The organism is Streptomyces melanogenes (assembly GCF_014649795.1).
Taxonomy (GTDB): Bacteria; Actinomycetota; Actinomycetes; order Streptomycetales; family Streptomycetaceae; genus Streptomyces; species Streptomyces noboritoensis.
In genome coordinates, this window is sequence record NZ_BMTS01000003.1 from 538171 (window position 1) to 561203 (window position 23033).

The 23033-nt window shown below is 70.3% G+C and carries 16 protein-coding genes; 5 read left to right on the forward strand and 11 right to left on the reverse strand.

Features of this window, described 5'->3' with window-relative positions:
- Window positions 1-114: 114 nt before the first annotated feature.
- From IE252_RS09495 to IE252_RS09530, 8 genes are all read right to left on the reverse strand, one after another.
- Window positions 115-831 carry an ABC transporter ATP-binding protein gene (locus tag IE252_RS09495; RefSeq protein WP_190088865.1) on the reverse strand — a complete coding sequence of 239 codons (717 nt, stop codon included), beginning with the start codon at window positions 829-831 and terminating at the stop codon, window positions 115-117.
- Window positions 828-1820, reverse strand: coding sequence for an ABC transporter ATP-binding protein (locus tag IE252_RS09500; protein ID WP_190088866.1), 993 nt, complete (start codon window positions 1818-1820; stop codon window positions 828-830). The genes IE252_RS09495 and IE252_RS09500 overlap by 4 nt, the downstream gene beginning before the upstream one ends.
- Window positions 1821-1825: 5 nt before the next feature.
- The gene (locus IE252_RS09505) at window positions 1826-3610 is read right to left on the reverse strand and encodes a branched-chain amino acid ABC transporter permease (protein WP_190088867.1); all 1785 of its coding nucleotides are present in this window, start codon (window positions 3608-3610) and stop codon (window positions 1826-1828) included.
- A gap of 5 nt (window positions 3611-3615) precedes the next feature.
- Window positions 3616-4548, reverse strand: a complete 933-nt coding sequence (locus IE252_RS09510) for a branched-chain amino acid ABC transporter permease (RefSeq protein ID WP_190088868.1) — start codon at window positions 4546-4548, stop codon at window positions 3616-3618.
- Between the two features lie 146 nt (window positions 4549-4694).
- Complete coding sequence (locus IE252_RS09515; protein ID WP_190088869.1) at window positions 4695-5924, reverse strand: branched-chain amino acid ABC transporter substrate-binding protein; 1230 nt, start codon at window positions 5922-5924, stop codon at window positions 4695-4697.
- 478 nt (window positions 5925-6402) lie between these two features.
- Window positions 6403-6816 carry a hypothetical protein gene (locus tag IE252_RS09520; protein ID WP_190088870.1) on the reverse strand — a complete coding sequence of 138 codons (414 nt, stop codon included), beginning with the start codon at window positions 6814-6816 and terminating at the stop codon, window positions 6403-6405.
- 585 nt (window positions 6817-7401) lie between these two features.
- On the reverse strand, window positions 7402-7869 hold the full coding sequence (locus tag IE252_RS09525; RefSeq protein WP_190088871.1) for a PaaI family thioesterase: 468 nt from the start codon (window positions 7867-7869) through the stop codon (window positions 7402-7404).
- Window positions 7870-7933: 64 nt separating this feature from the next.
- The gene (locus IE252_RS09530; RefSeq protein WP_190088872.1) at window positions 7934-10216 is read right to left on the reverse strand and encodes an FdhF/YdeP family oxidoreductase; all 2283 of its coding nucleotides are present in this window, start codon (window positions 10214-10216) and stop codon (window positions 7934-7936) included.
- Between the two features lie 132 nt (window positions 10217-10348).
- Here IE252_RS09530 and polA point away from each other — a divergent pair, with 132 nt between their 5' ends.
- The 4 genes from polA to pgfA all read left to right on the forward strand — a co-directional run bounded on the left by polA (window position 10349) and on the right by pgfA (window position 16323).
- Window positions 10349-13057, forward strand: a complete 2709-nt coding sequence (gene polA, locus IE252_RS09535) for a DNA polymerase I (protein ID WP_190088873.1) — start codon at window positions 10349-10351, stop codon at window positions 13055-13057.
- 257 nt (window positions 13058-13314) lie between these two features.
- On the forward strand, window positions 13315-15009 hold the full coding sequence (locus IE252_RS09540) for a lytic transglycosylase domain-containing protein (protein WP_190088874.1): 1695 nt from the start codon (window positions 13315-13317) through the stop codon (window positions 15007-15009).
- Window positions 15010-15162: 153 nt separating this feature from the next.
- The gene (locus tag IE252_RS09545; protein ID WP_190088875.1) at window positions 15163-15318 is read left to right on the forward strand and encodes an SPW_0924 family protein; all 156 of its coding nucleotides are present in this window, start codon (window positions 15163-15165) and stop codon (window positions 15316-15318) included.
- Between the two features lie 15 nt (window positions 15319-15333).
- On the forward strand, window positions 15334-16323 hold the full coding sequence (gene pgfA / locus IE252_RS09550) for a cell envelope lipid trafficking protein PgfA (RefSeq protein ID WP_190088876.1): 990 nt from the start codon (window positions 15334-15336) through the stop codon (window positions 16321-16323).
- 95 nt (window positions 16324-16418) lie between these two features.
- Here pgfA and hrpB read toward each other — a convergent pair whose 3' ends face one another.
- Both hrpB and IE252_RS09560 read right to left on the reverse strand, forming a co-directional pair.
- Entirely contained in the window at window positions 16419-19013 is a 2595-nt protein-coding gene (hrpB, locus tag IE252_RS09555; RefSeq protein ID WP_190088877.1) for an ATP-dependent helicase HrpB, read from the reverse strand.
- 190 nt (window positions 19014-19203) lie between these two features.
- The gene (locus IE252_RS09560) at window positions 19204-20022 is read right to left on the reverse strand and encodes a class I SAM-dependent methyltransferase (RefSeq protein ID WP_190088878.1); all 819 of its coding nucleotides are present in this window, start codon (window positions 20020-20022) and stop codon (window positions 19204-19206) included.
- A gap of 375 nt (window positions 20023-20397) precedes the next feature.
- On the opposite strand from IE252_RS09560, the gene rpsA reads away from it, so the two are divergent.
- Window positions 20398-21906 (forward strand): 30S ribosomal protein S1, encoded by a 1509-nt coding sequence (gene rpsA / locus IE252_RS09565; protein WP_101387822.1) that lies wholly within the window; start codon window positions 20398-20400, stop codon window positions 21904-21906.
- Between the two features lie 91 nt (window positions 21907-21997).
- On the opposite strand, the gene IE252_RS09570 is transcribed toward rpsA, so the two are convergent.
- Window positions 21998-22963 carry a right-handed parallel beta-helix repeat-containing protein gene (locus IE252_RS09570; protein WP_190088879.1) on the reverse strand — a complete coding sequence of 322 codons (966 nt, stop codon included), beginning with the start codon at window positions 22961-22963 and terminating at the stop codon, window positions 21998-22000.
- Between the last annotated feature and the right edge of the window lie 70 nt (window positions 22964-23033).

The following is a 23033-nucleotide window of genomic DNA, read 5'->3' on the forward strand; positions in this document are numbered from 1 at the left end:
GCGGGTTGCTCGCGCCCACGCGGCGGAGCCGCAAAATGTCACAGTCCCGCGCCCCCAAGAAAGCCGTACGGGCCGCGCCACCTTCCGTGGCGCGGCCCGTACGCGTAACCCCTGCTAGTCCTCGCCGAGGTACGTCTTGCGGACGTTCTCGTCGTGGAGGAGGTCCTGGCCGGAGCCGGAGAGCTTGATCTCGCCGACCTCCATCACATGGGCGTGATCCGCCAGGGACAGCGCGGCCTGGGCGTTCTGCTCGACGAGCAGGATCGTGGTGCCCTGGGCCTTGAGCTCGACGATGGTCGCCATGATCTTCTGCATCATGATCGGGGAGAGCCCCATCGACGGCTCGTCCAGCATCAGCAGCTTGGGCTGGGACATCAGCGCCCGGCCCATCGCGAGCATCTGCTGCTCACCGCCCGACAGCGTGCCGGCCGCCTGCTTGCGCCGTTCGCCCAGGATGGGGAACAGCTCGTAGGCCCGCTGGACGTCCTTCTCGATGCCCGCCTTGTCGCTCCGCAGAAACGCTCCGAGCTGGAGATTCTCGGCGATGGTCAGCCGCGGGAAGATATGCCGGCCCTCGGGGGAGTGGGCCAGGCCCAGCGCGACGATCTTGTGCGCGGGGATGTCCGACAGAGGCTTCCCGTCGAAGGTGATCCGGCCGCCGGAAGGCTTGAGCAGCCCCGAGAGCGTACGCAGGGTCGTCGTCTTGCCGGCGCCGTTGGTGCCGATGAGGGTGACGACCTGCCCGGCCTCGACGGTGAAGGAGATCCCCTTGACGGCCTCGATCTTGCCGTAGGCGACGCGGAGGTCCTCGACTTCCAGAAGTGCGGTCACTGGGAGTCTCCTTCGGTGCGGGTCTTGCCCTGAGCGTCGGCCTCGGGGGAGGCGGTCTCGGCATCTTCGGTCTCGGCTTCGGGGGTGCCCGCCGGAGCCTCGTCGGCCGGTGCGGCCGGGGCGTCCCCGGCCTCCGGGGACGCGTCCGCGCCTTCGGCCGCCGCGGCGGCCGCCTCGACCTCCGCCACTTCCTCGTCCCCGGGCGCCCCCTCGAACGGCTCGCCGAGGTAGGCCGCGATGACGCGCTCGTCACCCTGGACGACGTCCGACGTGCCTTCGACCAGCTTCTCGCCCTGCATCAGCACCGTCACCCGGTCGCACAGGTTGAAGATGAAGCGCATGTCGTGCTCGATGACGAGGACGGCGATGCCCATGTCCCGGATGGCGAAGACCAGTTCCTCGGTGGCCCGGGTCTCCTGCGGGTTCATACCGGCGGTCGGCTCGTCCAGGAGCAGCAGCCCCGGCTCGCTCGCCAGCGCCCGGGCGATCTCCAGCTTGCGCTGCTCGCCGTAGGGCAGGTTGCGGGCGAGGTGGTCCGCCTTGTGCTGCAGACCGATGAACTCCAGGAGTTCCATGGCCCGTTCGCGGGACTTGGCCTCGGCCTTCTTGAAACCGGGGCCGCGCAGCAGGGCGGACCAGAGGCCCTCCTTGGTGCGGGTGTGCCGCCCGACGAGCACGTTCTCCAGAACGGTCATGTTGGCGAAGAGCCGGATGTTCTGGAAGGTGCGCGCGATGCCGGCCTGGGTGACCAGGTGCGGCTTGGGCGGGAGCACGGTCCCCTTGTACGAGACCTTGCCCTCGGTGGGAACGTAGAGCCCCGTGAGGCAGTTGAAGAAGGTGGTCTTGCCGGCGCCGTTGGGGCCGATGAGACCGACGATCTCGCCGCTGTTGACGGTGAGGTCGACGTTGCGCACGGCGGTCAGACCGCCGAACCGCATGGTGACGCCGGACGCTTCGAGCACCGGGCTGGGGGCGATGGTGGTGGTCATGATGGTTACGCCTCCGCCTTGGTGACGCCGACGGTGGTGTCCGGAAGCCCCTGTTCGGGCACGTCCAGTTGGCCGGTCTCGTGGAATTCGAGCTGGCTGCGCCGGTTGGCGACGATGCCCTCGGGGCGGAACCGCATCAGCAGGATGAGGGCGACACCGAAGCCGAAGAGCTCGTACTCCTTCAGGAAGCTCAGCTTCTCGGGGATGAGGTAGAGCAGCGAGGCGCCCAGGAGCGGACCGCTCACCGTGCCCATGCCGCCGAGGACGACGGCCGCGAGCAGGAAGGCCGAGTTGGGCGGCGCGGCGCCGGCGAACTGGAAGGGGCTCGGCACCACGCTGTAGTTGACGTGGGCGAAGACCGTGCCCGCCAGACCGGCGAGCGAGGCGCCCAGGGCGAAGGCGATGAGCTTGACCCGGAAGCCGTTGATGCCCATGGCGGTGGCGGCGGTCTCGTCCTCGCGGATGGCGATCCAGGAGCGGCCGATGCGGGAGTTCGCGGCGCGGTTGAAGACGAGCACGATCAGCGCCGTGATCAGCAGCATCAGGAACAGGTAGTTGCCGAAGCGGCCGATGGTGCGTCCCGCGATGTCGTGCGCGGCGCCCAGGTTGAACCCGAAGATCTCCAGGTCGGGGATCTGGGAGATGCCGTTGGGGCCGTTGGTGAGGTTGGGGCCGGAGCCGCCGTCGAGGTTGTTGACGGTGATCCGGAAGATCTCTCCGAAGCCGAGGGTGACGATGGCCAGATAGTCGCCGCGCAGCCGCAGCGTCGGTGCGCCGATGATCACGCCGAAGACCAGTGAGGCGCCCATGCCGATCAGCGCGGCGGCCCAGAACGGGACCTGCACACCGGAGAAGCGGGAGAACTCGGAGCCCGATACCAGCGCGGCCGCGTAGGCACCGACGCCGAGGAAGGCCACGTAACCGAGGTCGAGCAGACCGGTGAGGCCGACGACGATGTTGAGGCCGAGGGCCACGGTGCCGAAGATGAGGATGTTGGCGCCGAGGTTGGCGTTGTGGTCCTCGCTCTGGGTGAACGGGAAGATCACGGCCGCGAGGAAGACCGCGGTGGTCGCGAACCCCTTGTGGCGGGCGTTGAGTTCGGTGAACCGCTCGAAGAGTCCGGCGGCGAACAGCGCCATCGAGCCGAACAGGACCAGGAGCAGCAGACCGATGAAGGTCTCGCTCTCCTCGTCGTTGACGCCGATGCCGTACGTGAAGACGACCAGGCCGAGCGCGGTGGCCAGCGAGATGATCAGACGCTGGGCCCAGCTGGGCAGCGGCGCGGCGGCCGGGATGCCGTCGGGCTTGGCGATGTGGTCGCGCAGCGAGCGGCCCGGGTGCGGCAGCGCGAGCGCGCCGACGACCGGCAGCAGGGAGGCGACGGCCGCGACGACCGCGCCGGGCTCCAGGTTGGCCAGGCCGCCCAGGTCGTACGAGATGGCGATCGCGGTGTACCAGACGACCGCGAACGCGGAGAACGCGGCGAGGAGCACCGGGTTGTTGCTGCCGCCCGGGTTGAGCCAGCCCAGGCCACGGATCCCGTAGCCCGCGAGGGCGTAGAGCAGGGTGAGCGCTCCGGCGACCAGGGCGAGGGTCTGGAGCCCGGCCGGGTAGCCGGTGACGGTGAGGTCGCCGGGGAACTCGGAGTCCCAGGTCCAGGCGAGGAAGGTGGAGGCGATGGTGGCGACGGCGCCGACCGCGACGAGCAGCCGGGCGAAGGGCGCCGGCAGCGGGACGATGCCGCGCTGCTCGGCCGCGGGGGCGGTGGTCTTGGTGGTGCTGGTGGTCATGTCGATCACGCCCTGTCCGCGACGCGTTCGCCCACCAGGCCTTGTGGCCTGAAGAGCAGGACGAGGATGAGGAGGACGAACGCCCAGACGTTGGCCCAGCCCGAGCCGCCGAGCTGCTCCATCCCCGGGACGTTGGAGATGTACGCGCTGGCCATGGTCTCGGCGAGGCCGAGGACCACACCGCCGATCATGGCGCCGTAGATGTTGCCGATGCCGCCGAGGACGGCGGCGGTGAACGCCTTGAGACCGGCCTGGAAGCCCATCTCGTACTTGATGGAGCCGTACTTCAGGCCCCAGGCGATGCCCGCGACGGCGGCGAAGAGGCCGCCGATGGCGAAGGCGATCATGATGATGCGGTTGGTGTCGATGCCCATCAGCTGGGCGGTGTCCGGGTCCTGCGCGGTGGCCTGCATGGCGCGGCCGGTGCGGGAGGAGCGGACGAAGAGGGCGAGCGCCGCCATGCAGAGCGGGGCCGCGGTGATCAGGAAGATGTCACCGGTGCCGAAGGTGATCGAGCCGACGTGGAAGGGGCCGCCGGGGATCTGCGGGAACACCTCGTCGTTCTTGGCCTTCGGGTACCAGTTGAAGACCGCCTGCTGGAGCGCGAGCGAGAGGCCGATCGCGGTGATCAGTGGCGCCAGGCGTGGCGCGCCGCGCAGTGGTCGGTAGGCGAAGCGTTCCGCTCCCAGTGCGATGAGCACGGAGACGAGTGCGCCGCCGATGAGCATCAGGGGGAGGGCTATCCACATGGATATGCCGTCGGGCAGCACGTAGAGGTAGACCGTGAGTCCGCCGAAGGCGCCGGTCATGAAGATCTCGCCGTGGGCGAAGTTGATGAGCTGGACGATGCCGTACACCATCGTGTAGCCGATGGCGATCAGCCCGTACATCGAGCCGAGGAGCAGCCCGTTGGCCAGCTGTTGCGGCAGAGTGTGCACCGCATGGCCTCCATGTGGATGGGGAGTGAGTGCAAGGGGAGTAGAGGTCGGGCCGCGCGGTAGACGGTTGTCGTGGCCGCGCGGCCCTGTTGTCTTGCGGTGGAGCGGTGGAGCGGTGGTGCGTGGAACGTGCGCTACGGGCTGGATCAGCCGGCGTCGTACGTGCCGCTCTTGACGGCCTTCCACTTCCCGTTGGTGACCTGGTAGACGGTCAGTCGCTTGTTGGTGGTGTCACCGAACTCGTCGAACGAGACCTTGCCGGCGATGCCGTCGAACTGGCTCTTCTGGACCTCGGCGACGATCTGCTGACGGGCGTCGGCCGGGACCTTGCCGTCCTTCACCACGTTGCCGATGGCCTTGATGATGGCGGTGGCGGCGTCGTACGAGTAACCGCCGTAGGTGCCGTAGTCGCCCGGGTACTTCTTGTCCTTGTACTTCTGGATGAAGTCCTTGGCGGCGGCCAGGCCGTCGACCGGCTCGCCGACCGAGGTGGCGAGGTCGCCCTCGCTCGCCTTGCCGGCGGTGGTGATGAAGGTGTCGCTGTAGATGCCGTCGCCGCCGAAGAGCGGCAGCTTGGCGCCGGAGTCCTTGAGCTGCTTGGTGACGATCTGCGCCTCGTCGTACTGACCGCCGTAGTAGACGAGGTCCGCACCCGAGTTCTTGATCTTGGTGACGAGGGTGGCGAAGTCCTTGTCGCCCACGTTGACGTGGTCCTCGCCGGCGACCTTGCCGCCCGCCTTGGTGAAGCCCTGCTTGAAGAGCGCGGCCAGACCGGCGCCGTAGGTCTGCTTGTCGTCGACGACGAAGACGCTCTTCTTCTTCAGCGTGTTCACCGCGTAGTCCGCCGCGAAACCGCCCTGGATGGCGTCGGTGGTGGCGGTGCGGAAGTAGGTCTTGAACGGGCGGGTCTTGTTCCCGGCCGCCCAGTCCTTGCCCTGGGTCAGGGTCGGGTTGGTGTTCGAGGGGGAGATCTCGACGAGGTTGGCGGTCGCGAAGACCTGCTGCATCGTCTGGGCGACGCCGGAGTTCAGCGGGCCGACCACACCGAGGACGTCCTTGTTGGCGACGAGCGCGGTGGCGTTCTGCTGGCCGGTCGGCGGCAGCGCCTTGTCGTCGAGCGCCTTGACCTCGAACTTGACGCCCGGGACCAGGTTCTTCGCGTTGGCGTCGTCGACGGCGATCTGTACGCCGTACTGGATGCCGAGGCCGGTGGCGGAGTTCTGGCCGGTCAGGGGGGCGTCGACACCGATGACCACGGTCGTCTTCTTGTCGCCGCCGCCGTTGTCGTCCTTCTTGTCGCGCGATCCGCACGCGGTGAGGGTGAGCGCCCCCGTGGTGAGCACGGTGGTGAGTATGAGCAAGGAACGGTGTCGCACGATATGTCCTCTCCCTGGCGCGACGCCTCCGCTGAGGCGCCGTGTGACTCGCCGGGCCGTACTGGGGGTGGTACAGGTGCCGTGCAGCAGACGCGCCCGGCGGCGCGGTGACTGGCCGTGACTCTAGGCGCAGGTTGCTGAGTCGGGGACCAGGGAAGGTCAGGATGTGACTTTCTTGTTATGACGAGCGGACACGCCGACGGGAGCTCTGTGGACAGATGGGGGCATTGGTGAGCCCGAAGAGCGCCCACATACTGAGAATTCCCAGTTCCGCTAAGGGGCTTGAGCTGATCTTGCTACTGACAGACGGGTCTGTCGGGGGTAGCGGCCCCACCTGCGGTGATGTCCGTGCACCAGAATTCGGTGATGATCTTGTGAATGCGGACCGGAGGCGCGGATCCCGTTTATCCATTTCGCCCGAGTTACGGAGCGTTACGATCGGGAGTGGCCGGAAGGTTGGCGCGGCCCCGATACGGACCTAGTGCCGACCACCTCCCATCGCGCCGTGCCGGGCGACGCACTCCTGCCGCGACTGACGCGCTATCAGATCCAGAGCGGCGGCGATCCCGTTCGTGCGCTGCTCGACCCGAGCGGCGGCAACGACCCGATCATGAACTTCGTGCTGGTCGATCGAGAACCCCTTCTGCTCCCAGTCGAGGCCCGACCAGCGGTTGCCCTGGATCATCGCCCGCGCCCAGTACTCGACCAGCCGCCGGCAGTCCTCTTCCGGGGTGGTGGTTGTGGGGGCGGGGACGGGGGTGGCGGGGGAGGCGGTGCGGTGACCGCTGTCGCACCCGAGGCTCACGGCGGCAACGATCAGCGCGCATCCGACGATCCGGAGCGGCCCGTACCGCGTCGCGGCGGGGTGTCCGGTTCCCGATGGGCTGGCCATGACGGGAACGGTAGGGGGTCACGATCGGTGACACAACTGGGCTGCGGGGTAAGGAGGTTGGACTTTTCCCCACCCCGCCCCGTTCCCTTAAGCCCTGGGCGGGCGGCCGGGTGGTGGGCTGGGGAGTGGCTGCCGGGGGCTTCGCCCCGGACCCCCTTGCGTTGTCTGCGGGCCGGTGGCGGGCTGATCGCGCAGTTCCCCGCGCCCCTGAGATGCGCCCCTTCGGGGCGCTCAGGGGGGTGTGGCGGGGGCATTGTTGGGGGCGCGGGGCCTGTGTGCGGCTTTGCCGCGTGGGTGCGGGGCTGTGGCATTGCGCGGCTTCGCTGCGGGCGCGTGGCTATGGCGTTTGGGCGCGATCAGCGCCCCGTAAGGGGCGCGGGGAACTGCGCGACCAGCCACAGACGGCCCGCAGACGAACGGGCTTGCCCACCCACCCCGTGCCCTCCGGCGGGGTCCGGGGCGGAGCCCCGAGCGGGGTGCAGGGGCCGCAGGCCCCGCAAAGGGGGTCCGGGGGCGAAGCCCCCGGGAGACCACCTCCGCCCCCACCCACCCCCGGAGGGTTTAGGGAAGGGGCGGGGAGGGGCCTCACCCCTTGGAGGACTCCGCGTCACGCAACAGGCAAGTAAGTCGAGCAGTACAAACCCGCTTACCCCCCTCATCCGTGATCACGACCTCGTACGTCGCCGTGGACCGCCCCCGATGCACCGGCGTAGCCACCCCCGTGACCAGCCCACTCCGCACCCCCCGATGATGCGTGCAGTTCAGATCGACCCCCACCGCGATCTTCGAGATCCCCCCGTGCAGCATCGACCCCACCGACCCCAGCGTCTCGGCGAGCACCGCCGACGCACCCCCGTGCAACAGCCCGTACGGCTGCGTGTTCCCCTCCACCGGCATCGTCCCGACGACCCGCTCCGCCGACGCCTCCAGGATCTGCACGCCCATCCGGGTGCCGAGGTGCCCCGCGGAGAACAGCGCGGGCAGGTCGATGCCCAGCGCCGCGTACTCGTCGATGACCTCCTGCGGGAACTTCACCTTGCTCTGCTCACCCATGGGCGGGACTCCGATCGTGGTCCGGTTCCTCCGGCCTGGCCGGCCGACGTGTCTGAGCGAACGCTTAGACGGTCGCCGATTGTTCCAGACGCACGATCACGGACTTGCTGGCAGGGGTGTTGCTCGTGTCCGCCGTGGAATCCAGCGGCACCAGCACGTTGGTCTCCGGGTAGTACGCCGCCGCGCACCCCCGCGTCGTCGGGTAGTACACGACCCGGAACCCCGGCGCCCGCCGCTCCACGCCGTCCTTCCACTCGCTGACCAGATCCGCGTACGAACCGTCCGTGAATCCCAGCTCGCGCCCGTCCTCGGGGTTCACGAGCACCACCCGGCGGCCGCCCTTGATGCCCCGGTAGCGGTCGTCCAGGCCGTAGATCGTGGTGTTGTACTGGTCGTGCGAGCGCAGGGTCTGGAGCAGCAGCCGGCCCTCGGGCACCGTCGGATACTCCACCGGCGCCGCCGTGAAGTTGGCCTTGCCGGTCGCGGTGGGGAAGCGGCGCTCGTCGCGCGGCGCGTGCGGCAGCCGGAAACCGCCGGGCTTCGCCACGCGCGCGTTGAAGTCCTCGAAGCCGGGCACCACGCGCGCGATGCGGTCGCGGATCGTCGCGTAGTCCTTCTCGAACTCCTCCCACTCCACCGTCGACCCGGCGCCCAGCGTGGCGCGCGCGAGGCGGGCGACGATGGCGGGCTCGGAGAGCAGATGCGGGCTCGCGGGCTTGAGGTTGCCGCGCGAGGAGTGCACCAGACCCATCGAGTCCTCGACGGTCACGAACTGCTTGCCACTCTTTTGCACGTCCTTGTCGGTGCGCCCGAGCGTCGGCAGGATCAGCGCGCGCCGACCGGTGACGGCATGCGACCGGTTGAGCTTGGTCGACACGTGCACGGTGAGCGAGGCCCGGCGCATCGCGGCCTCGGTGACCTCCGTGTCGGGCGTGGCCCCCACGAAGTTGCCGCCCATCGCGAAGAACACCTTCGCCTTGCCGTCGCGCAGCGCCTCGATGGAACGGACCACGTCATAGCCGTGGTGGCGCGGCGGCGCGAAGCCGAACTCCTTCTCCAGGGCGTCGAGGAACGCGGGCGCGGGCCGCTCGAAGATGCCCATGGTGCGGTCGCCCTGCACGTTCGAATGACCGCGCACCGGGCAGACGCCCGCACCGGTGCGGCCGATGTTGCCGCGCAGCAGCAGGAAGTTGACCACTTCCCGGATCGTCGCCACCGCGTGCTTGTGCTGGGTCAGGCCCATCGCCCAGCAGACGATGGTGCGCCGGGAGGCGAGCGCCATGGACAGCGCCTGCTCGATCTCCGCGCGCGTGAGCCCGGTCGCGGCCAGCGTCTCGTCCCAGTCGGCCGCCCGGGCCGCCGCGGCGAACTCCTCGTACCCATGGGTGTGTTCGCGGACGAACAGCTCGTCCACGGCCCCCTCGGTCTCGACGATCAGCTTGTTGAGCAGGCGGAACAGGGCCTGGTCGCCACCGATGCGGATCTGGAGGAAGAGATCGTTCAGCTTCTGGCCGCCGAGCGCCAGGCCCTTGGCGGTCTGCGGGTTCTTGAAGCGCTCCATGCCCGCCTCGGGCAGCGGGTTCACCGAGATGATCTTCGCGCCCGCCCGCTTGGCCTCTTCCAGGGCCGAGAGCATCCTCGGGTGGTTCGTGCCCGGGTTCTGCCCGGCGACGATGATCAGGTCCGCCTGGTGCAGGTCCTCCAGGGAGACGCTGCCCTTGCCGATGCCGATGGTCTCGGTGAGCGCCGAGCCGGACGACTCGTGGCACATGTTGGAGCAGTCCGGCAGGTTGTTGGTGCCGAACTCGCGCGCGAAGAGCTGGAGCAGGAACGCGGCCTCGTTGCTGGTGCGCCCCGAGGTGTAGAAGAGCGCCTCGTCCGGCGAGTCCAGCGCCTTCAGCTCCTCCGCGAGGATCTCGAACGCCCGCTCCCAGGTCACCGCCTCGTACCGGTCGGCGCCCTCCGGCAGGTACATCGGCTGGGTGATCCGGCCCTGCTGGCCCAGCCAGTACCCACTGCGGCCCGCGAGGTCGGAGAGGGGGTGCGCGGCGAAGAAGTCGGGGGTGACGCGGCGCAGCGTCGCCTCCTCGGCGACCGCCTTCGCCCCGTTCTCGCAGAACTCCGCCACGTGCCGCTTGTCGCCCTCCGGCCAGGCGCACCCCGGACAGTCGAAGCCGTCCTTCTGGTTGACCTTCAGCAGCGTCCGCGTCGCCCGGACCGCGCCCATCTGCTGCTGGGCCACCAGCGCCGTGTACCCGATCGCGGGAAGCCCGGCGGCGGCGTGCTTGGGCGGCGCGACCTGCGGCGCGTCCTGAACCGGGTCCCCTGCGGGCGGCTTGGTGGCCATGGCGCTCCCCTTCGAGCGACGTGTGCGATACGTACGGTTCCGATCCTGTCACGCCCCACTGACAACCGTCCCGGCGCGGTCCCCGCCGCACACTGGCCGGGATTGTCAGTGGGGCGTGGCAGGATCGGGGACGTGGCTGAGACAGCATCGAAGAAGACCCCTGACAACCGACCGCGCCTGCTCCTCATGGACGGGCACTCCCTGGCGTACCGGGCGTTCTTCGCGCTGCCCGCGGAGAACTTCACGACCGGCGCAGGTCAGCCGACCAACGCCGTGTACGGCTTCGCGTCGATGCTGGCGAACACGCTGCGTGACGAGGCGCCCACGCACTTCGCGGTGGCGTTCGACGTGTCGCGCAAGACCTGGCGCTCCGAGGAGTTCCCGGAGTACAAGGCGAACCGCTCCAAGACCCCCGACGAGTTCAAGGGGCAGGTCGAGCTGATCGGCGAGCTCCTGGACGCGATGAACGCACCGCGCTTCGCGACCGAGGGCTTCGAGGCCGACGACATCATCGCGACGCTGGCCACCCAGGCCGAGGCCGAGGGCTTCGAGGTCCTCATCGTCACCGGTGACCGCGACTCCTTCCAGCTGGTCTCGCCGAACGTGACGGTGCTCTACCCCACCAAGGGCGTCTCCGAGCTCACCCGCTTCACCCCGGAGAAGGTCGAGGAGAAGTACGGCCTGACCCCGCAGCAGTACCCGGACTTCGCGGCCCTGCGCGGCGACCCGTCCGACAACCTGCCGGGCATCCCCGGCGTCGGCGAGAAGACCGCCGCGAAGTGGATCAACCAGTTCGGCTCCTTCGAGCAGCTGGTCGCGCGCGCCGACGAGGTCAAGGGCAAGGCCGGGCAGAACTTCAGGGACCACCTGGAGTCCGTCAGCCTCAACCGCCGCCTCACCGAGATGGTCCGCGACGTGGAGCTGGCCAAGACCCCGGCCGACCTGGAGCGCGCGCCGTACGACAGGACAGCCCTGATCGGCGTCCTGGACGTGCTGGAGATCCGCAACGCGTCGCTGCGCGAGCGACTGCTCGCGGTCGACCCGGGCGCCGACGAGGAGGAGGCACCGGCCCCCGCCGCCGGCGTGGAGCTGGACGGCTCGGTCCTGGGCGCGGGCGAGCTCGCCCCGTGGCTCGCCGAGCACGGCGCCGGGCCGCTCGGCCTGGCCACCGTCGACGCCTGGGCGCTCGGCACGGGCAGCGTCAGCGAGATCGCGCTGGCCGCCGCCGACGGCCCCGCGGCCTGGTTCGACCCGTCCGCGCTCGACGAGGCCGACGAGCAGGCCTTCGCCGCCTGGATCGCGGACGCCGCCAAGCCGAAGGTCCTGCACAACGCGAAGGCCGCGATGCGGGTCTTCCCCGAGCACGGCTGGAGCGTCGACGGCGTCACCATGGACACGGCCCTCGCCGCGTACCTGGTCAAGCCCGGCCGCCGGTCCTTCGCCCTGGACGCGCTGTCCGTGGAGTACCTGGGCCGCGAGCTCGCCCCGGCGGCCGCCGACGGCCAGCTCGCCTTCGGCGCCGACGACCAGGCCGAGGCCGAGGCCCTGATGACCCAGGCGCGCGCGGTCCTGGACCTGGGCGACGCCTTCACCGAGCGCCTCAAGGAGGTCGGCGCGGCCGACCTGCTCCACGACGTGGAGCTGCCCACCTCCACCCTCCTCGCCAAGATGGAGCGGTACGGCATCGCGGCCGACCGCCCCCATCTGGAGGCGATGGAGCAGCAGTTCGCGGGCGCGGTGCAGCAGGCGGTGAAGGAGGCGCACGCCTCGGTGGGCCACGAGTTCAACCTCGGCTCGCCCAAGCAGCTCCAGGAGGTCCTCTTCGGCGAGCTCGCCCTGCCCAAGACGAAGAAGACGAAGACGGGCTACACGACGGACGCGGACGCGCTGGCGTGGCTGGCCGCCCAGACCGAGCACGAGCTGCCGGTCATCATGCTGCGCCACCGCGAGCAGGCGAAGCTGCGGGTCACCGTCGAGGGTCTGATCAAGACCGTCGCGGCGGACGGCCGCATCCACACCACCTTCAACCAGACGGTCGCGGCGACCGGCCGTCTCTCGTCCACCGACCCCAACCTCCAGAACATCCCGGTGCGTACGGACGAGGGCCGCGCCATCCGCCGCGGCTTCGTGGTCGGCGAGGGCTTCGAGTCGCTGCTCACCGCCGACTACAGCCAGATCGAGCTCCGCGTGATGGCCCACCTCTCGGAGGACGAGGGCCTGATCGAGGCCTTCGCCTCCGGCGAGGACCTGCACACGACGGTGGCGTCCCAGGTCTTCGGCGTCGACAAGACCCAGGTCGACCCGGAGATGCGCCGCAAGATCAAGGCGATGTCGTACGGCCTGGCCTACGGCCTCTCGGCGTTCGGCCTCTCCCAGCAGCTGAACATCGAGGCAGCCGAGGCGCGCGGCCTGATGGACACGTTCTTCGAGCGCTTCGGCGGCGTCCGGGACTACCTCCAGCGCGTGGTGGAGGAGGCCAGGGCGACGGGTTACACGGAGACGATGCTCGGCCGCCGCCGCTATCTGCCGGACCTCAACAGCGACAACCGCCAGCGCCGCGAGATGGCCGAGCGGATGGCGCTCAACGCCCCGATCCAGGGCACGGCGGCGGACATCGTCAAGGTCGCCATGCTCAAGGTGGACCGCGCCCTGACCGAGGCGGGCCTGAACTCCCGCCTGCTGCTCCAGGTCCACGACGAAATCGTCCTGGAGATCGCGCCGGGGGAGCGCAAGAAGGTCGAGTCCCTGGTCCGCCAGGAGATGGCCTCGGCGGTCTCCCTGCGCGCCCCGCTGGACGTCTCGGTGGGCGCGGGCGCGGACTGGGAGTCCGCCGCGCACTGACCCCCGCGCACTGACCTCTGGGCCCGGACCACCGGACCCCGAGAACCTGCCCGCCCGGTACCGCACCGGGCGGGCAGGTCCGTGTGTACGAGGGGAACCGATTCTCCGCCATATCTGGGCAGCTCCCAGGTGACGAAGCGGTGAAAAGGTGAATAAGGGTCAGGGGGCAGTGTCGCCGCACCCGGTGGGTGCCGTAGGGTCTCCTGAGGCCTGCGCTGGGGAGCGCGAACTGCTGACCACGGGGAGGGGCTAGACGTATGGCACCGCGAATCGGGCGACGGCTGCGCAAGGGAGCGACCACGACCGCCGTGGCCGCGGCGGCGGTGGCGGCGCTCTCCGCCTCCCAGGGCCCGGGCGTCCTGGCCAACGGACCGGCGGGCGAACACGCGGCGTCCGGCACCCCGACGCCTCCCCCCGGAGCCCCCGCCAGCGGCAACTCGCCGTACTACACGGACCTCCCGCCCCTCGTCTCCCCGAACCCGCCGAGCACCCCGGCCACCGGCTCGCCCGCCCTGGGCGCCGACCAGCAGGGCATACCCGCGACCCTCCTCGACGCCTACAAGAAGGCCGAGGCGGAGCTCGCCCGCGACCGGGCCTCCTGCCACCTCCCCTGGCAGATACTCGCGGCCATCGGCAAGGTCGAGTCCGGCCAGGCCAACGGCGGCCGCGTCGACGCCAACGGCACCACCCTCACCCCGATCCTGGGTCCCGTCCTCAACGGCGTCGGCTTCGAGAACATCACCGACACCGACGGCGGCTCCTACGACGGCGACACGGTCCACGACCGCGCCGTCGGCCCCATGCAGTTCATCCCCTCCACCTGGGCGACCTCCGGCCGCGACGGCAACGGCGACGGCCGCAAGGACCCCAACAACGTCTACGACGCCTCGCTGGCCGCCGCCTACTACCTCTGCGGCAGCCGCGACCTCTCCGTCCAGTCCGACCTGGACAAGGCCGTGCTCAGCTACAACCACTCGCAGGAGTACCTGGACACGGTCCTGAAGTGGTTCGACTACTACAAGCGCGGCTCGCACGAGATCCCGAACGGTACGGGCGTGCTGCCCGGCAGCCGCAGCGACACCCCGGTTCGCCGGCCCTCCGGCACGGCCCCGACCCCGCACCCGTCGACCCCCGGCCCGACGCCGAAGCCCACCCCGTCCAAGCCCGGCCCGAAGCCCACGCCGACGCGCCCGGAGCCGTCCAAGCCCACCCCGAGCGACCCCGGCTCGCCCAAGCCGCTGCCGTCCAAGAAGGCGAGCACGTTCGAGGACGCGGACACCGCTCCCCTGACGGCCACCGCGGGCTCCTCGTTCGCCGGGCAGGCCAAGGTGCGCGTCAAGGACCAGCTCGGCCGGCCGATGGGCAAGGCGACCGTCCGCTTCCAGATCGTCGGCGCCACCGACGCCCGCTTCCCGGGCGGCGCCACCCAGGTCACGGTCGACACCGGCACCGACGGCCGCGCGACCGCCCCGGCCCTCCTCGCGGGTGAGCAGACCGGCGACTTCACCGTCCGGGCCACCGTCGTCGGCACCAGCCTGCCCGAGATCAAGTGGACCGCCACCGTCAACGCCCGCCAGGCGGACGTCCTGGCGCGCACCGACACCAAGGAGCTGACGGCCGCCCCCGGCGCCGAGTTCGCCAACTACGTGGAGGTCAAGGCCACGTACAAGGGAGCCGTCGTCCCCGGCATCGGCGTCACCGCCGCGATGATCGTCACCCCGGAGGCGCCCGCCACCGGCACCGCGGTCGCCGACCCCAAGGTCAACGACAAGGGCCCCTACTTCAAGGACGACAAGGGCAACCCGATCCGGACCCTCAAGGATCTGAAGACCGACGCCCACGGCGTGCTGCGGCTTCCCAAGATCTACGCGGACGGCCAGACCGGAACCTTCGTGCTCCGCCTCACCACCCCGGGCGGCGCAACCCTCGACGTCCAGCTCAAGGTCGCCTGACCACCTCACCTCCCGCGGCCGTCCGCCGCCGTCGTCTCCGGACCGCCCCCGCTGCCGCAAGTGCAGCGGGGGCGGTCCCACGTGTTCTCATCTCACCCCCGCGTTGCTACGGTGCCCCAACCCTGACGACCCATCAGCTCCGGGAGGCCGAGCATGCGCGCCCTCGTCGCCGCGGCCATCGGGCTCGCCGCAGCCCTCGCCATCGTGCTGACCGTCTCGGCGATCGGCGGACCCGAGGGCAGCACCTCGCCCAAGCCCCTGCTCACCACCGTCCCCAACGCCCCCGGGGCCGTCCCGCCCGGGAAGTAGAGGAGAGCCGGCCGCATGCGACGCAAAGCCAGCCTGATCCTGCTCGCCCTCGCCGTCTTCTTCGCGGCGCTCTCCCCGCTACTGCGCTGGTATGCCTTCCCCCGGCTCGCCAAGGTCCCGCCCAGCCAGTACCAGGAGACGGTCCTGGAGGCGAAGAACGCCACCCTCCTCGACTACAAGCAGTTCAAGTCCGTGACGGTCCCCAAGGTGACCATCGTGCAGACCCTCAAGGGCAACGTCGAGGAGTCCCGGAAGATCGAGAAGACCGCGGGCAAGGACGTCGTCGTCTGGGACTCCCTGACGTATGTCCTCGACGACAAGGGCCAGTTCGTCTCCAAGAACCCCGAGCGCTATATCTTCGACGCCCACAGCCAGGCCCCGGTCCACGCCACCGGCGAGATGGTCGACGGCGACCCGGTCAAGCGCGACGGCATCGAGTTCAAGTGGCCGTTCCTCACCGAGAAGCGGGACTACGAGTACTTCGACGCCCAGAGCCGCACCAGCGCCCCCATCCACTACAAGGGCACGGTCGCCTTCCACGGCCTCAAGGTCTACTACTTCGAGCAGACCATCCCCTGGACCCGGGTCCCCTTCCCCAAGGCCATGCCGCTGGGCGTCACCCCCGAGGTCGCCAAGCAGACCGGTCTGACCCGGTGGTACAGCACCAAGCGGATGTTCTGGGTGGACCCCGTGACCGGCGGACCGGTCAACGGCGAGGAGATCCACCAGGAGGAACTCCGCAACGCCACGGCTCTGTTCGGCCAAGACAAGATCACCGCCTTCTCCGGTCATGTGAAGATGCGCGAGGACTACGTCGACCACACGGTCGCGCTGATCAAGAAGAACCGCACGCTGATCCTGCTGCTCACCTCCTATCTCCCCTGGGGCTTCCTCGGACTCGGCACCGCACTGCTCGCCCTCTCCCTATGGCTGGAGGCCCGCAGCCGCCGCCCCGGCACCCCGGCCCCGACGACCCGCACGGAACCGGAGCCGGTCAGCGCGTGATGCCGTCGCGAGAGCGGGTCGGGTTGCCGCGCGGCATCGTTCAGCAGGTCGCCGTGCGGGAGAGGCTCCTGTTCCGCAGGCGCCCGTTCCTCAGGTCACCGTTTGAGCCGGGCGTTGGTGTGGCGCGTCGGCTCGGCCCGTGAAGGGTCCTCCGGCCAGGGGTGCTTGGGGTAGCGCCCGCGCAGCTCGGCACGGACCGCCCGGTACCCCTCCCGCCAGAAGTTCGCCAGGTCGGCGGTGACGGCTGTGGGCCGCCCGGCCGGGGAGAGCAGATGGATGAGCACGGGCACCCCGGCGACCTCCGGCGTCCCCTCCAGGCCGAACATCTCCTGGAGCTTCACCGCGAGCACCGGCTGCGCGCCCCCGTACTCCACTCTGATCCGCGACCCGCTCGGCACCTCGATCCGCTCCGGTGCCAGCTCGTCCAGGCGTGCCGCCTCACCGCTCGCCCACGGCAGCAGCCGGTTCAGCGCCTGCCCCGCGTCCAGCCTCCCCAGATCGGCCCGGCGCCGCGCCCGGGACAGCTCCGGCTCCAGCCACTCCTCGGCCCGCGCGAGCAGTGCCCCGTCCGACACGTCCGGCCACGGCTCGCCCAGCGTCCGATGCAGAAACGCCAGCCGCTCCCGCAGCCCCCCGGACTCCCTCGACCACCGCAGCAGCCCTATGCCCTCCTTCGCCAGCCCGTCCAGCAGCGCTCGCCGCACCAGAGCGGGGTCGGGCTGCTTCAACGGCCGCACGGACAGCTCCACCGCGCCCAGGCGCTCCACCTCCCGGGCGACCACATCACCGTCCTCCCAGTGCACCTCCTCGCCCTCGGCCCCCAGTGATCCGGCCGCCACGCGCGCGATGCCCTCGTCCACGACGGCGGCCAGCCGCACCCGAGCCGAAGCCGCCTGCACCGGCCGATCCGCCACGGCCACCGCCAGCCACCCGGCACTCCGCAGTCCGGAGCCCTGGCCCAGCTCGGCCCGGGTACCGGACACCATCAGGAACGAACCCTCACCCCGGGCCCGTGCCACCCGCTCCGGAAACGCCAGCGCGGTGACCAGGCCTGCAACGGCGTCGTCCGACCGCGACCCCGACGCCGATGGCGCTTCCGGACCGGAGCCCGAGGAAGGGGAAGAGGTGGACACGGCACCTGCCCCGGGCGCCGTCGACACAGCACCCGCCCCCGTCACCGCCGACGTCAGCCGTCGCACCTCCTGGCGCCAGCGCGCCGCGTATCCGTCGCCGCCCCGGCGGGCCGTGCGCCACGCCGCCGCCAGGTCGTCCCCGTACTCCCTCGGCGGCTCCTCGCTCAGCAGCGCCACCACCTCGGCCGCCCGGCGCGCGCCCACCTCGGCCGCGCCGTCCAGGAGTGCTCGGGCCAGCCGGGGGTGCACCCCGAGCCGGGCCATTCGCGCGCCCCGCTCGGTGGCCCGGCCGTCCTCGTCCACCGCGCCGATCGCGGTGAGGACGGAGCGGGCCGCCGCCATGGCCCCGGCGGGCGGGGCGTCGAGCAGTGCCAGTCCCCGTGCGGTCGGATCGCCCCAGCACGCGGCCCGCAGGGCGAAGGACGCCAGGTCCGCGATCTTGATTTCGGGGGAGGGGAAGCGCGGGCGCCGTACGTCGTCGGCCGGCGCCCAGCACCGGTACACCGTGCCGAACGCCTCGCGGCCCGCACGGCCCAGCCGCTGGGTCGCCCCGGCGTCCGACACCGCCACGGTCGCCAGCGAGCCGAGCCCCCGTGCGTGGTCGACGCGCGGCTCGCGGGCCAGCCCCGAGTCGACGACGATCCGCACGCCCGGCACGGTCAGGCTGGACTCCGCCACGGAGGTCGCTAGGACCACCCGCCGATGTCCCTCACCGCCCCGCAGCACCGCGTCCTGGACCGCCGCCGGAGCCCGCCCGTGCAACTGGAGGACCTCGGCGTCCACCCCGTCCAGCATCCCGGCCGTCCGGGCGATCTCACCGGTGCCCGGCAGGAAGCAGAGCAGATCGCCTTCGTGCGCCTCCAGGGCCAGCCGGACCGTCGCCGCGACGTGGCGCAGCAGCTGCTGGTCCACCCAGGTGCCGTGCGCCGGGCGGATCCCGGCGGGCGGTGGGGCGTAGTGGATCGCCGCCCCGTGGCCCTGTCCCGTACTCCGCACCACCGGGGCCGGGCCCGAGCCGTCGGCCACCGTCAGGAGCTGCGACCAGGCCTCCGCGTCGCTGGTGGCGGACGCCGCGATCAGCTGGAGCTCCGGGCGCAGGGCGGCCCGTACGTCCACGAGGAAGGCGATCGCGGTGTCCGCGTCGAGATGGCGCTCGTGGCACTCGTCGAGCAGCACCACGTCGACGCCCGCGAGCTCGGGGTCGCGTTGGAGTCGTTGCAGCAGGACGCCGGTGGTCACCACTTCGACGACCGTGCCGGGGCCGGTGCGGCGCTCCCCGCGCACGGAGAAACCGACCGCGTCCCCGACCTCCTGGCCCAGCAGCCAGGCCATCCGTCGGGCGGCGGCCCGGACCGCCATCCGCCGCGGTTCGGCCACAAGCACCCGCCGCCGTGGTCCGGCCCCGGTGAGCCCGGCCAGCGCCAGCGGCACCAGCGTGGTCTTGCCGGTGCCCGGGGGCGCGGACAGGACCGCCGTGCCGCGCCCGTCGAGTGCGCTCAGCAGCTCGGGCACGGCATGGCGTACGGGAAGACGCTCGATCGCGTCGGTTCGGATCACGCCCACAGTTTCGTACGTCCCGGCCCGGCCACGTTTCCGGTCGTCCACAGACCAGCTGGTTTGTGGGTTCGTATTACTAATGGGGGTGAAGTGGGGCCTCTGCCGGGGCGGCCGACCTTGGCGGCCATCTCAAGCCCGCCGTCTAACCCCCGCTGCCCCCTACCCCCCCCCGCGCCCGCCCCCGTACGGCCTAATCCCGCTCGCACACGAAAATCGCCGTGCCCGGAATCAGATTGCCCCGCAGCGGGGACCAGCCGCCCCACTCCTGCGTGTTCCAGGCGGGCCACTCCGGCTCGACCAGGTCCACCAGCCGGAAGCCGCCGGCCACCACGTCCCGCACCCGGTCGCCCAGCGTCCGGTGGTGCTCGACGTACACCGCTTGCCCGGCCTCGTCCTGCTCTACGTACGGCGTGCGGTCGAAGTAGGACGCGGCCACGCTCAGCCCCTCCGGGCCCGGCTCGTCCGGGAACGCCCAGCGGATGGGGTGGGTGACGCTGAAGACCCAGCGCCCGCCGGGCCGCAGTACCCGTCGTACCTCGCGGAATACCCGCACCGGGTCGGACACGAAGGGGACCGCCCCGTACGCGGAGCACGCCAGGTCGAAGGAGCCGTCCGCGAACGGGAGCGCCCCCGCGTCCGCCTCCACCAGCGGAACCGCCCCGCCGTCGATGCGCAGCGCGTGCTGGAGCTGGCGGTGTGAGAGGTCCAGGGCGACCGGCCGGGCGCCCTGGGCGGCCAGCCAGCGCGAGCACTGGGCCGCCCCGGCACCGATCTCCAGGACGTCCAGTCCCTTGAGGGACTGCACGGGGCCGAGCAGGGCCGCGTCCGCCTCGTCCAGTCCCTCGGGACCCCAGACGAAACGGTCGTCCCCCAGGAACGCTCCGTGGTCGGTCTGGTACTCGTCGGCGTTCCGGTCCCACCAGCCGCGGCTGGCCCGGCTGCTCTCCGCGTCGTCGGCGTCACGCCGCGTCGCGTCGGGCTCGTATTCGGCCTCGTACTCTTGGATCATCGTGCCCGTCGTTGTAGTTTGCGCAGAAGCGCGAGCGCGGTTGCGTCGCCTCGTTCTGCTTGGGTCGACATGGGCCTGCGTGGCCTCGGAGAACCTGAGTTGTGCCGGGAATGCGGGGATCCGCCCCGGGTGTGCGCCTTCGCGCATTGACCGTGTCCGGCTGCCCCCGTATGCTACAAGTTGCGCTGCGAGCCTGCGCACCTCAGACGTAGCAGGCGCGCTTCCATCTGTTGTATGTCCCCTCGGTTCTCGAGGCGCCATCCGGACCGACCCGGATTGGTGCTTCCCAGGCTGTCCGGCTTCTGCAGAGGCGATACGGGCTCTCGGCGTGGCAGTACCTACGACTTTCTGTCCGTAACCGGAGCCCTTTCCCACATGACGAGCAGCACCGAGACCACCGCCACCACCCCGCAGGTTGCGGTCAACGACATCGGTAACGAGGAAGCCTTCCTCGCCGCGATCGACGAGACGATCAAGTACTTCAACGACGGCGACATCGTCGACGGCGTCATCGTGAAGGTCGACCGGGACGAGGTCCTGCTCGACATCGGTTACAAGACCGAAGGTGTCATCCCGAGCCGCGAGCTCTCGATCAAGCACGACGTCGACCCGAACGAGGTCGTCAAGGTCGGCGACGAGATCGAGGCCCTGGTTCTCCAGAAGGAGGACAAGGAAGGCCGCCTGATCCTCTCGAAGAAGCGCGCTCAGTACGAGCGTGCTTGGGGCACCATCGAGAAGATCAAGGAAGAGGACGGCATCGTCACCGGCACCGTCATCGAGGTCGTCAAGGGTGGTCTCATCCTCGACATCGGCCTCCGTGGCTTCCTGCCGGCCTCCCTCGTCGAGATGCGCCGTGTCCGCGACCTCCAGCCCTACGTGGGCAAGGAGCTCGAGGCGAAGATCATCGAGCTGGACAAGAACCGCAACAACGTGGTCCTGTCCCGCCGTGCCTGGCTGGAGCAGACCCAGTCCGAGGTCCGTCAGACGTTCCTCACCACCCTCCAGAAGGGTCAGGTCCGCTCCGGCGTCGTTTCCTCGATCGTCAACTTCGGTGCCTTCGTGGACCTGGGTGGCGTCGACGGTCTCGTCCACGTCTCCGAGCTGTCCTGGAAGCACATCGACCACCCGTCCGAGGTTGTCGAGGTCGGCCAGGAAGTCACCGTCGAGGTCCTCGACGTCGACATGGACCGCGAGCGTGTCTCCCTGTCGCTGAAGGCGACGCAGGAGGACCCGTGGCAGCAGTTCGCCCGTACGCACCAGATCGGTCAGGTCGTCCCGGGTAAGGTCACCAAGCTCGTTCCGTTCGGTGCGTTCGTGCGCGTCGACGAGGGCATCGAGGGCCTGGTCCACATCTCCGAGCTGGCCGAGCGCCACGTGGAGATCCCGGAGCAGGTCGTCCAGGTCAACGACGAGATCTTCGTCAAGGTCATCGACATCGACCTCGAGCGTCGCCGGATCTCGCTGTCCCTGAAGCAGGCCAACGAGTCCTTCGGTGCCGACCCGGCGTCGGTCGAGTTCGACCCGACCCTGTACGGCATGGCCGCGTCCTACGACGACCAGGGCAACTACATCTACCCCGAGGGCTTCGACCCCGAGACCAACGACTGGCTCGAGGGCTACGAGACCCAGCGCGAGGCGTGGGAGGGCCAGTACGCCGAGGCGCAGCAGCGCTTCGAGCAGCACCAGGCCCAGGTCATCAAGTCCCGCGAGGCCGACGAGGCCGCCGCTGCCGAGGGCGCTGCCGCCCCGGCCGCCGGTGGCAACGCCGGTGCCGGCATCTCGGGTGGTTCGTACTCCTCGGAGTCGGACGACAACTCCGGCGCCCTGGCGTCGGACGAGGCCCTGGCTGCCCTGCGCGAGAAGCTGGCGGGCGGCCAGAGCTGACGCTCTGACCCCGGTCGGTAGATAGCCGAAATGTAAGGCCCGCTCCCCATTGGGGGGCGGGCCTTACATCGTTCTCCGGGGCGGACGGCCGTCACGGGGTGACCGGGATGTTGGTCAGCCCCTTTCCGCCGGTGACGGTGTTGCTGCTGTAGACGGTGGCCGGGCAGCCGTTCGCGCTGTAGTTGGTCACGTTGATGGCGAGCCGCAGCGAGCCGGGGGAGTCGCTCAGATCCGACTTGTTGGACCGGAAGACGGTGCCGCAGCCCCAGCCGGACTGCTGGGTGTGCGTCTCGTAGCCGTTGTTCAGGGTGTGGACGCCGGTGTTGCCCTCGACCACGACCTTGTTGCCCTTCACGTCGACCCAGGAGTCGTCGTAGTTGGCGTTGGTCAGCCCGCTGCCGTCGAAGTGGTTGCCGGCGATCCTGGCCCCGGTGGTGCCTTCTTTTATGTCGACGTTCTCGCCGCCGACCCCCGGGCCGATGGTGTTGTCGAGTACCTGCACCTGGTCGCTCTTGTCGGAGAGGTCGCCGGCCGTGCCGACGTACACGCCCTCGCCCATGCCCGAGCCGTCCCGGCCGGTGTCGTAGACGCGCGAGTTCTTGATGACGCCGTTCTTGCTGGACTTGCGGAAGTGGACGCCCTCCATGGCGAGGCCGTGCACGGTCACCGAGTCGATGACGACACCGCTCGCCGCGTCCATCATGATCCCCTTCTGGCCACCGGTGACGGTGAGGCCCTGGACCGTCCAGTACGAGGCCCCGTTGAGGTACAGGCCGTAACCGCCGCTCGCCTTGAGCACGGCCTTCGGCGAGCCCGTGAGGGTGATCCGCGCCGACGAGGTCCCGGCCGCGGTCGTCTTGAAGTTGCCGGTGTACGTGCCGTCCGCGAGCCGGATGGTGTCGCCGGGGTGGGCGGCGGTCAGCGCGGACTTCAGCTGGGCGGCCGTGGACACGTCGACGACGGTGGCCGACGCGTCGGCGGATGCGGCGGCGAGAGCGAGTCCACCGGTGGCGAGGACGCCGGTGAGCAGGGAGGCGAGCAGCGGGCGGTTACGCATGGGTGGTCCTCCGGGTCGAGGTGGGGCAACCGTTCTCATACACGAGAAGTTCTCTTACCTGAACGCTGGA

Bases quoted from the DNA above. Each gene is read 5' to 3' on its own strand.
- pgfA (WP_190088876.1), top strand. From the start codon at position 15,334: ATGCGACGCAAAGCCAGCCTGATCCTGCTCGCCCTCGCCGTCTTCTTC.
- IE252_RS09530 (WP_190088872.1), bottom strand. From the start codon at position 10,216: ATGGCCACCAAGCCGCCCGCAGGGGACCCGGTTCAGGACGCGCCGCAG.
- IE252_RS09570 (WP_190088879.1), bottom strand. From the start codon at position 22,963: ATGCGTAACCGCCCGCTGCTCGCCTCCCTGCTCACCGGCGTCCTCGCC.
- IE252_RS09545 (WP_190088875.1), top strand. From the start codon at position 15,163: ATGCGCGCCCTCGTCGCCGCGGCCATCGGGCTCGCCGCAGCCCTCGCC.
- rpsA (WP_101387822.1), top strand. From the start codon at position 20,398: ATGACGAGCAGCACCGAGACCACCGCCACCACCCCGCAGGTTGCGGTC.
- IE252_RS09505 (WP_190088867.1), bottom strand. From the start codon at position 3,610: ATGACCACCAGCACCACCAAGACCACCGCCCCCGCGGCCGAGCAGCGC.
- IE252_RS09525 (WP_190088871.1), bottom strand. From the start codon at position 7,869: ATGGGTGAGCAGAGCAAGGTGAAGTTCCCGCAGGAGGTCATCGACGAG.
- IE252_RS09500 (WP_190088866.1), bottom strand. From the start codon at position 1,820: ATGACCACCACCATCGCCCCCAGCCCGGTGCTCGAAGCGTCCGGCGTC.
- IE252_RS09560 (WP_190088878.1), bottom strand. From the start codon at position 20,022: ATGATCCAAGAGTACGAGGCCGAATACGAGCCCGACGCGACGCGGCGT.
- IE252_RS09540 (WP_190088874.1), top strand. From the start codon at position 13,315: ATGGCACCGCGAATCGGGCGACGGCTGCGCAAGGGAGCGACCACGACC.
- IE252_RS09520 (WP_190088870.1), bottom strand. From the start codon at position 6,816: ATGGCCAGCCCATCGGGAACCGGACACCCCGCCGCGACGCGGTACGGG.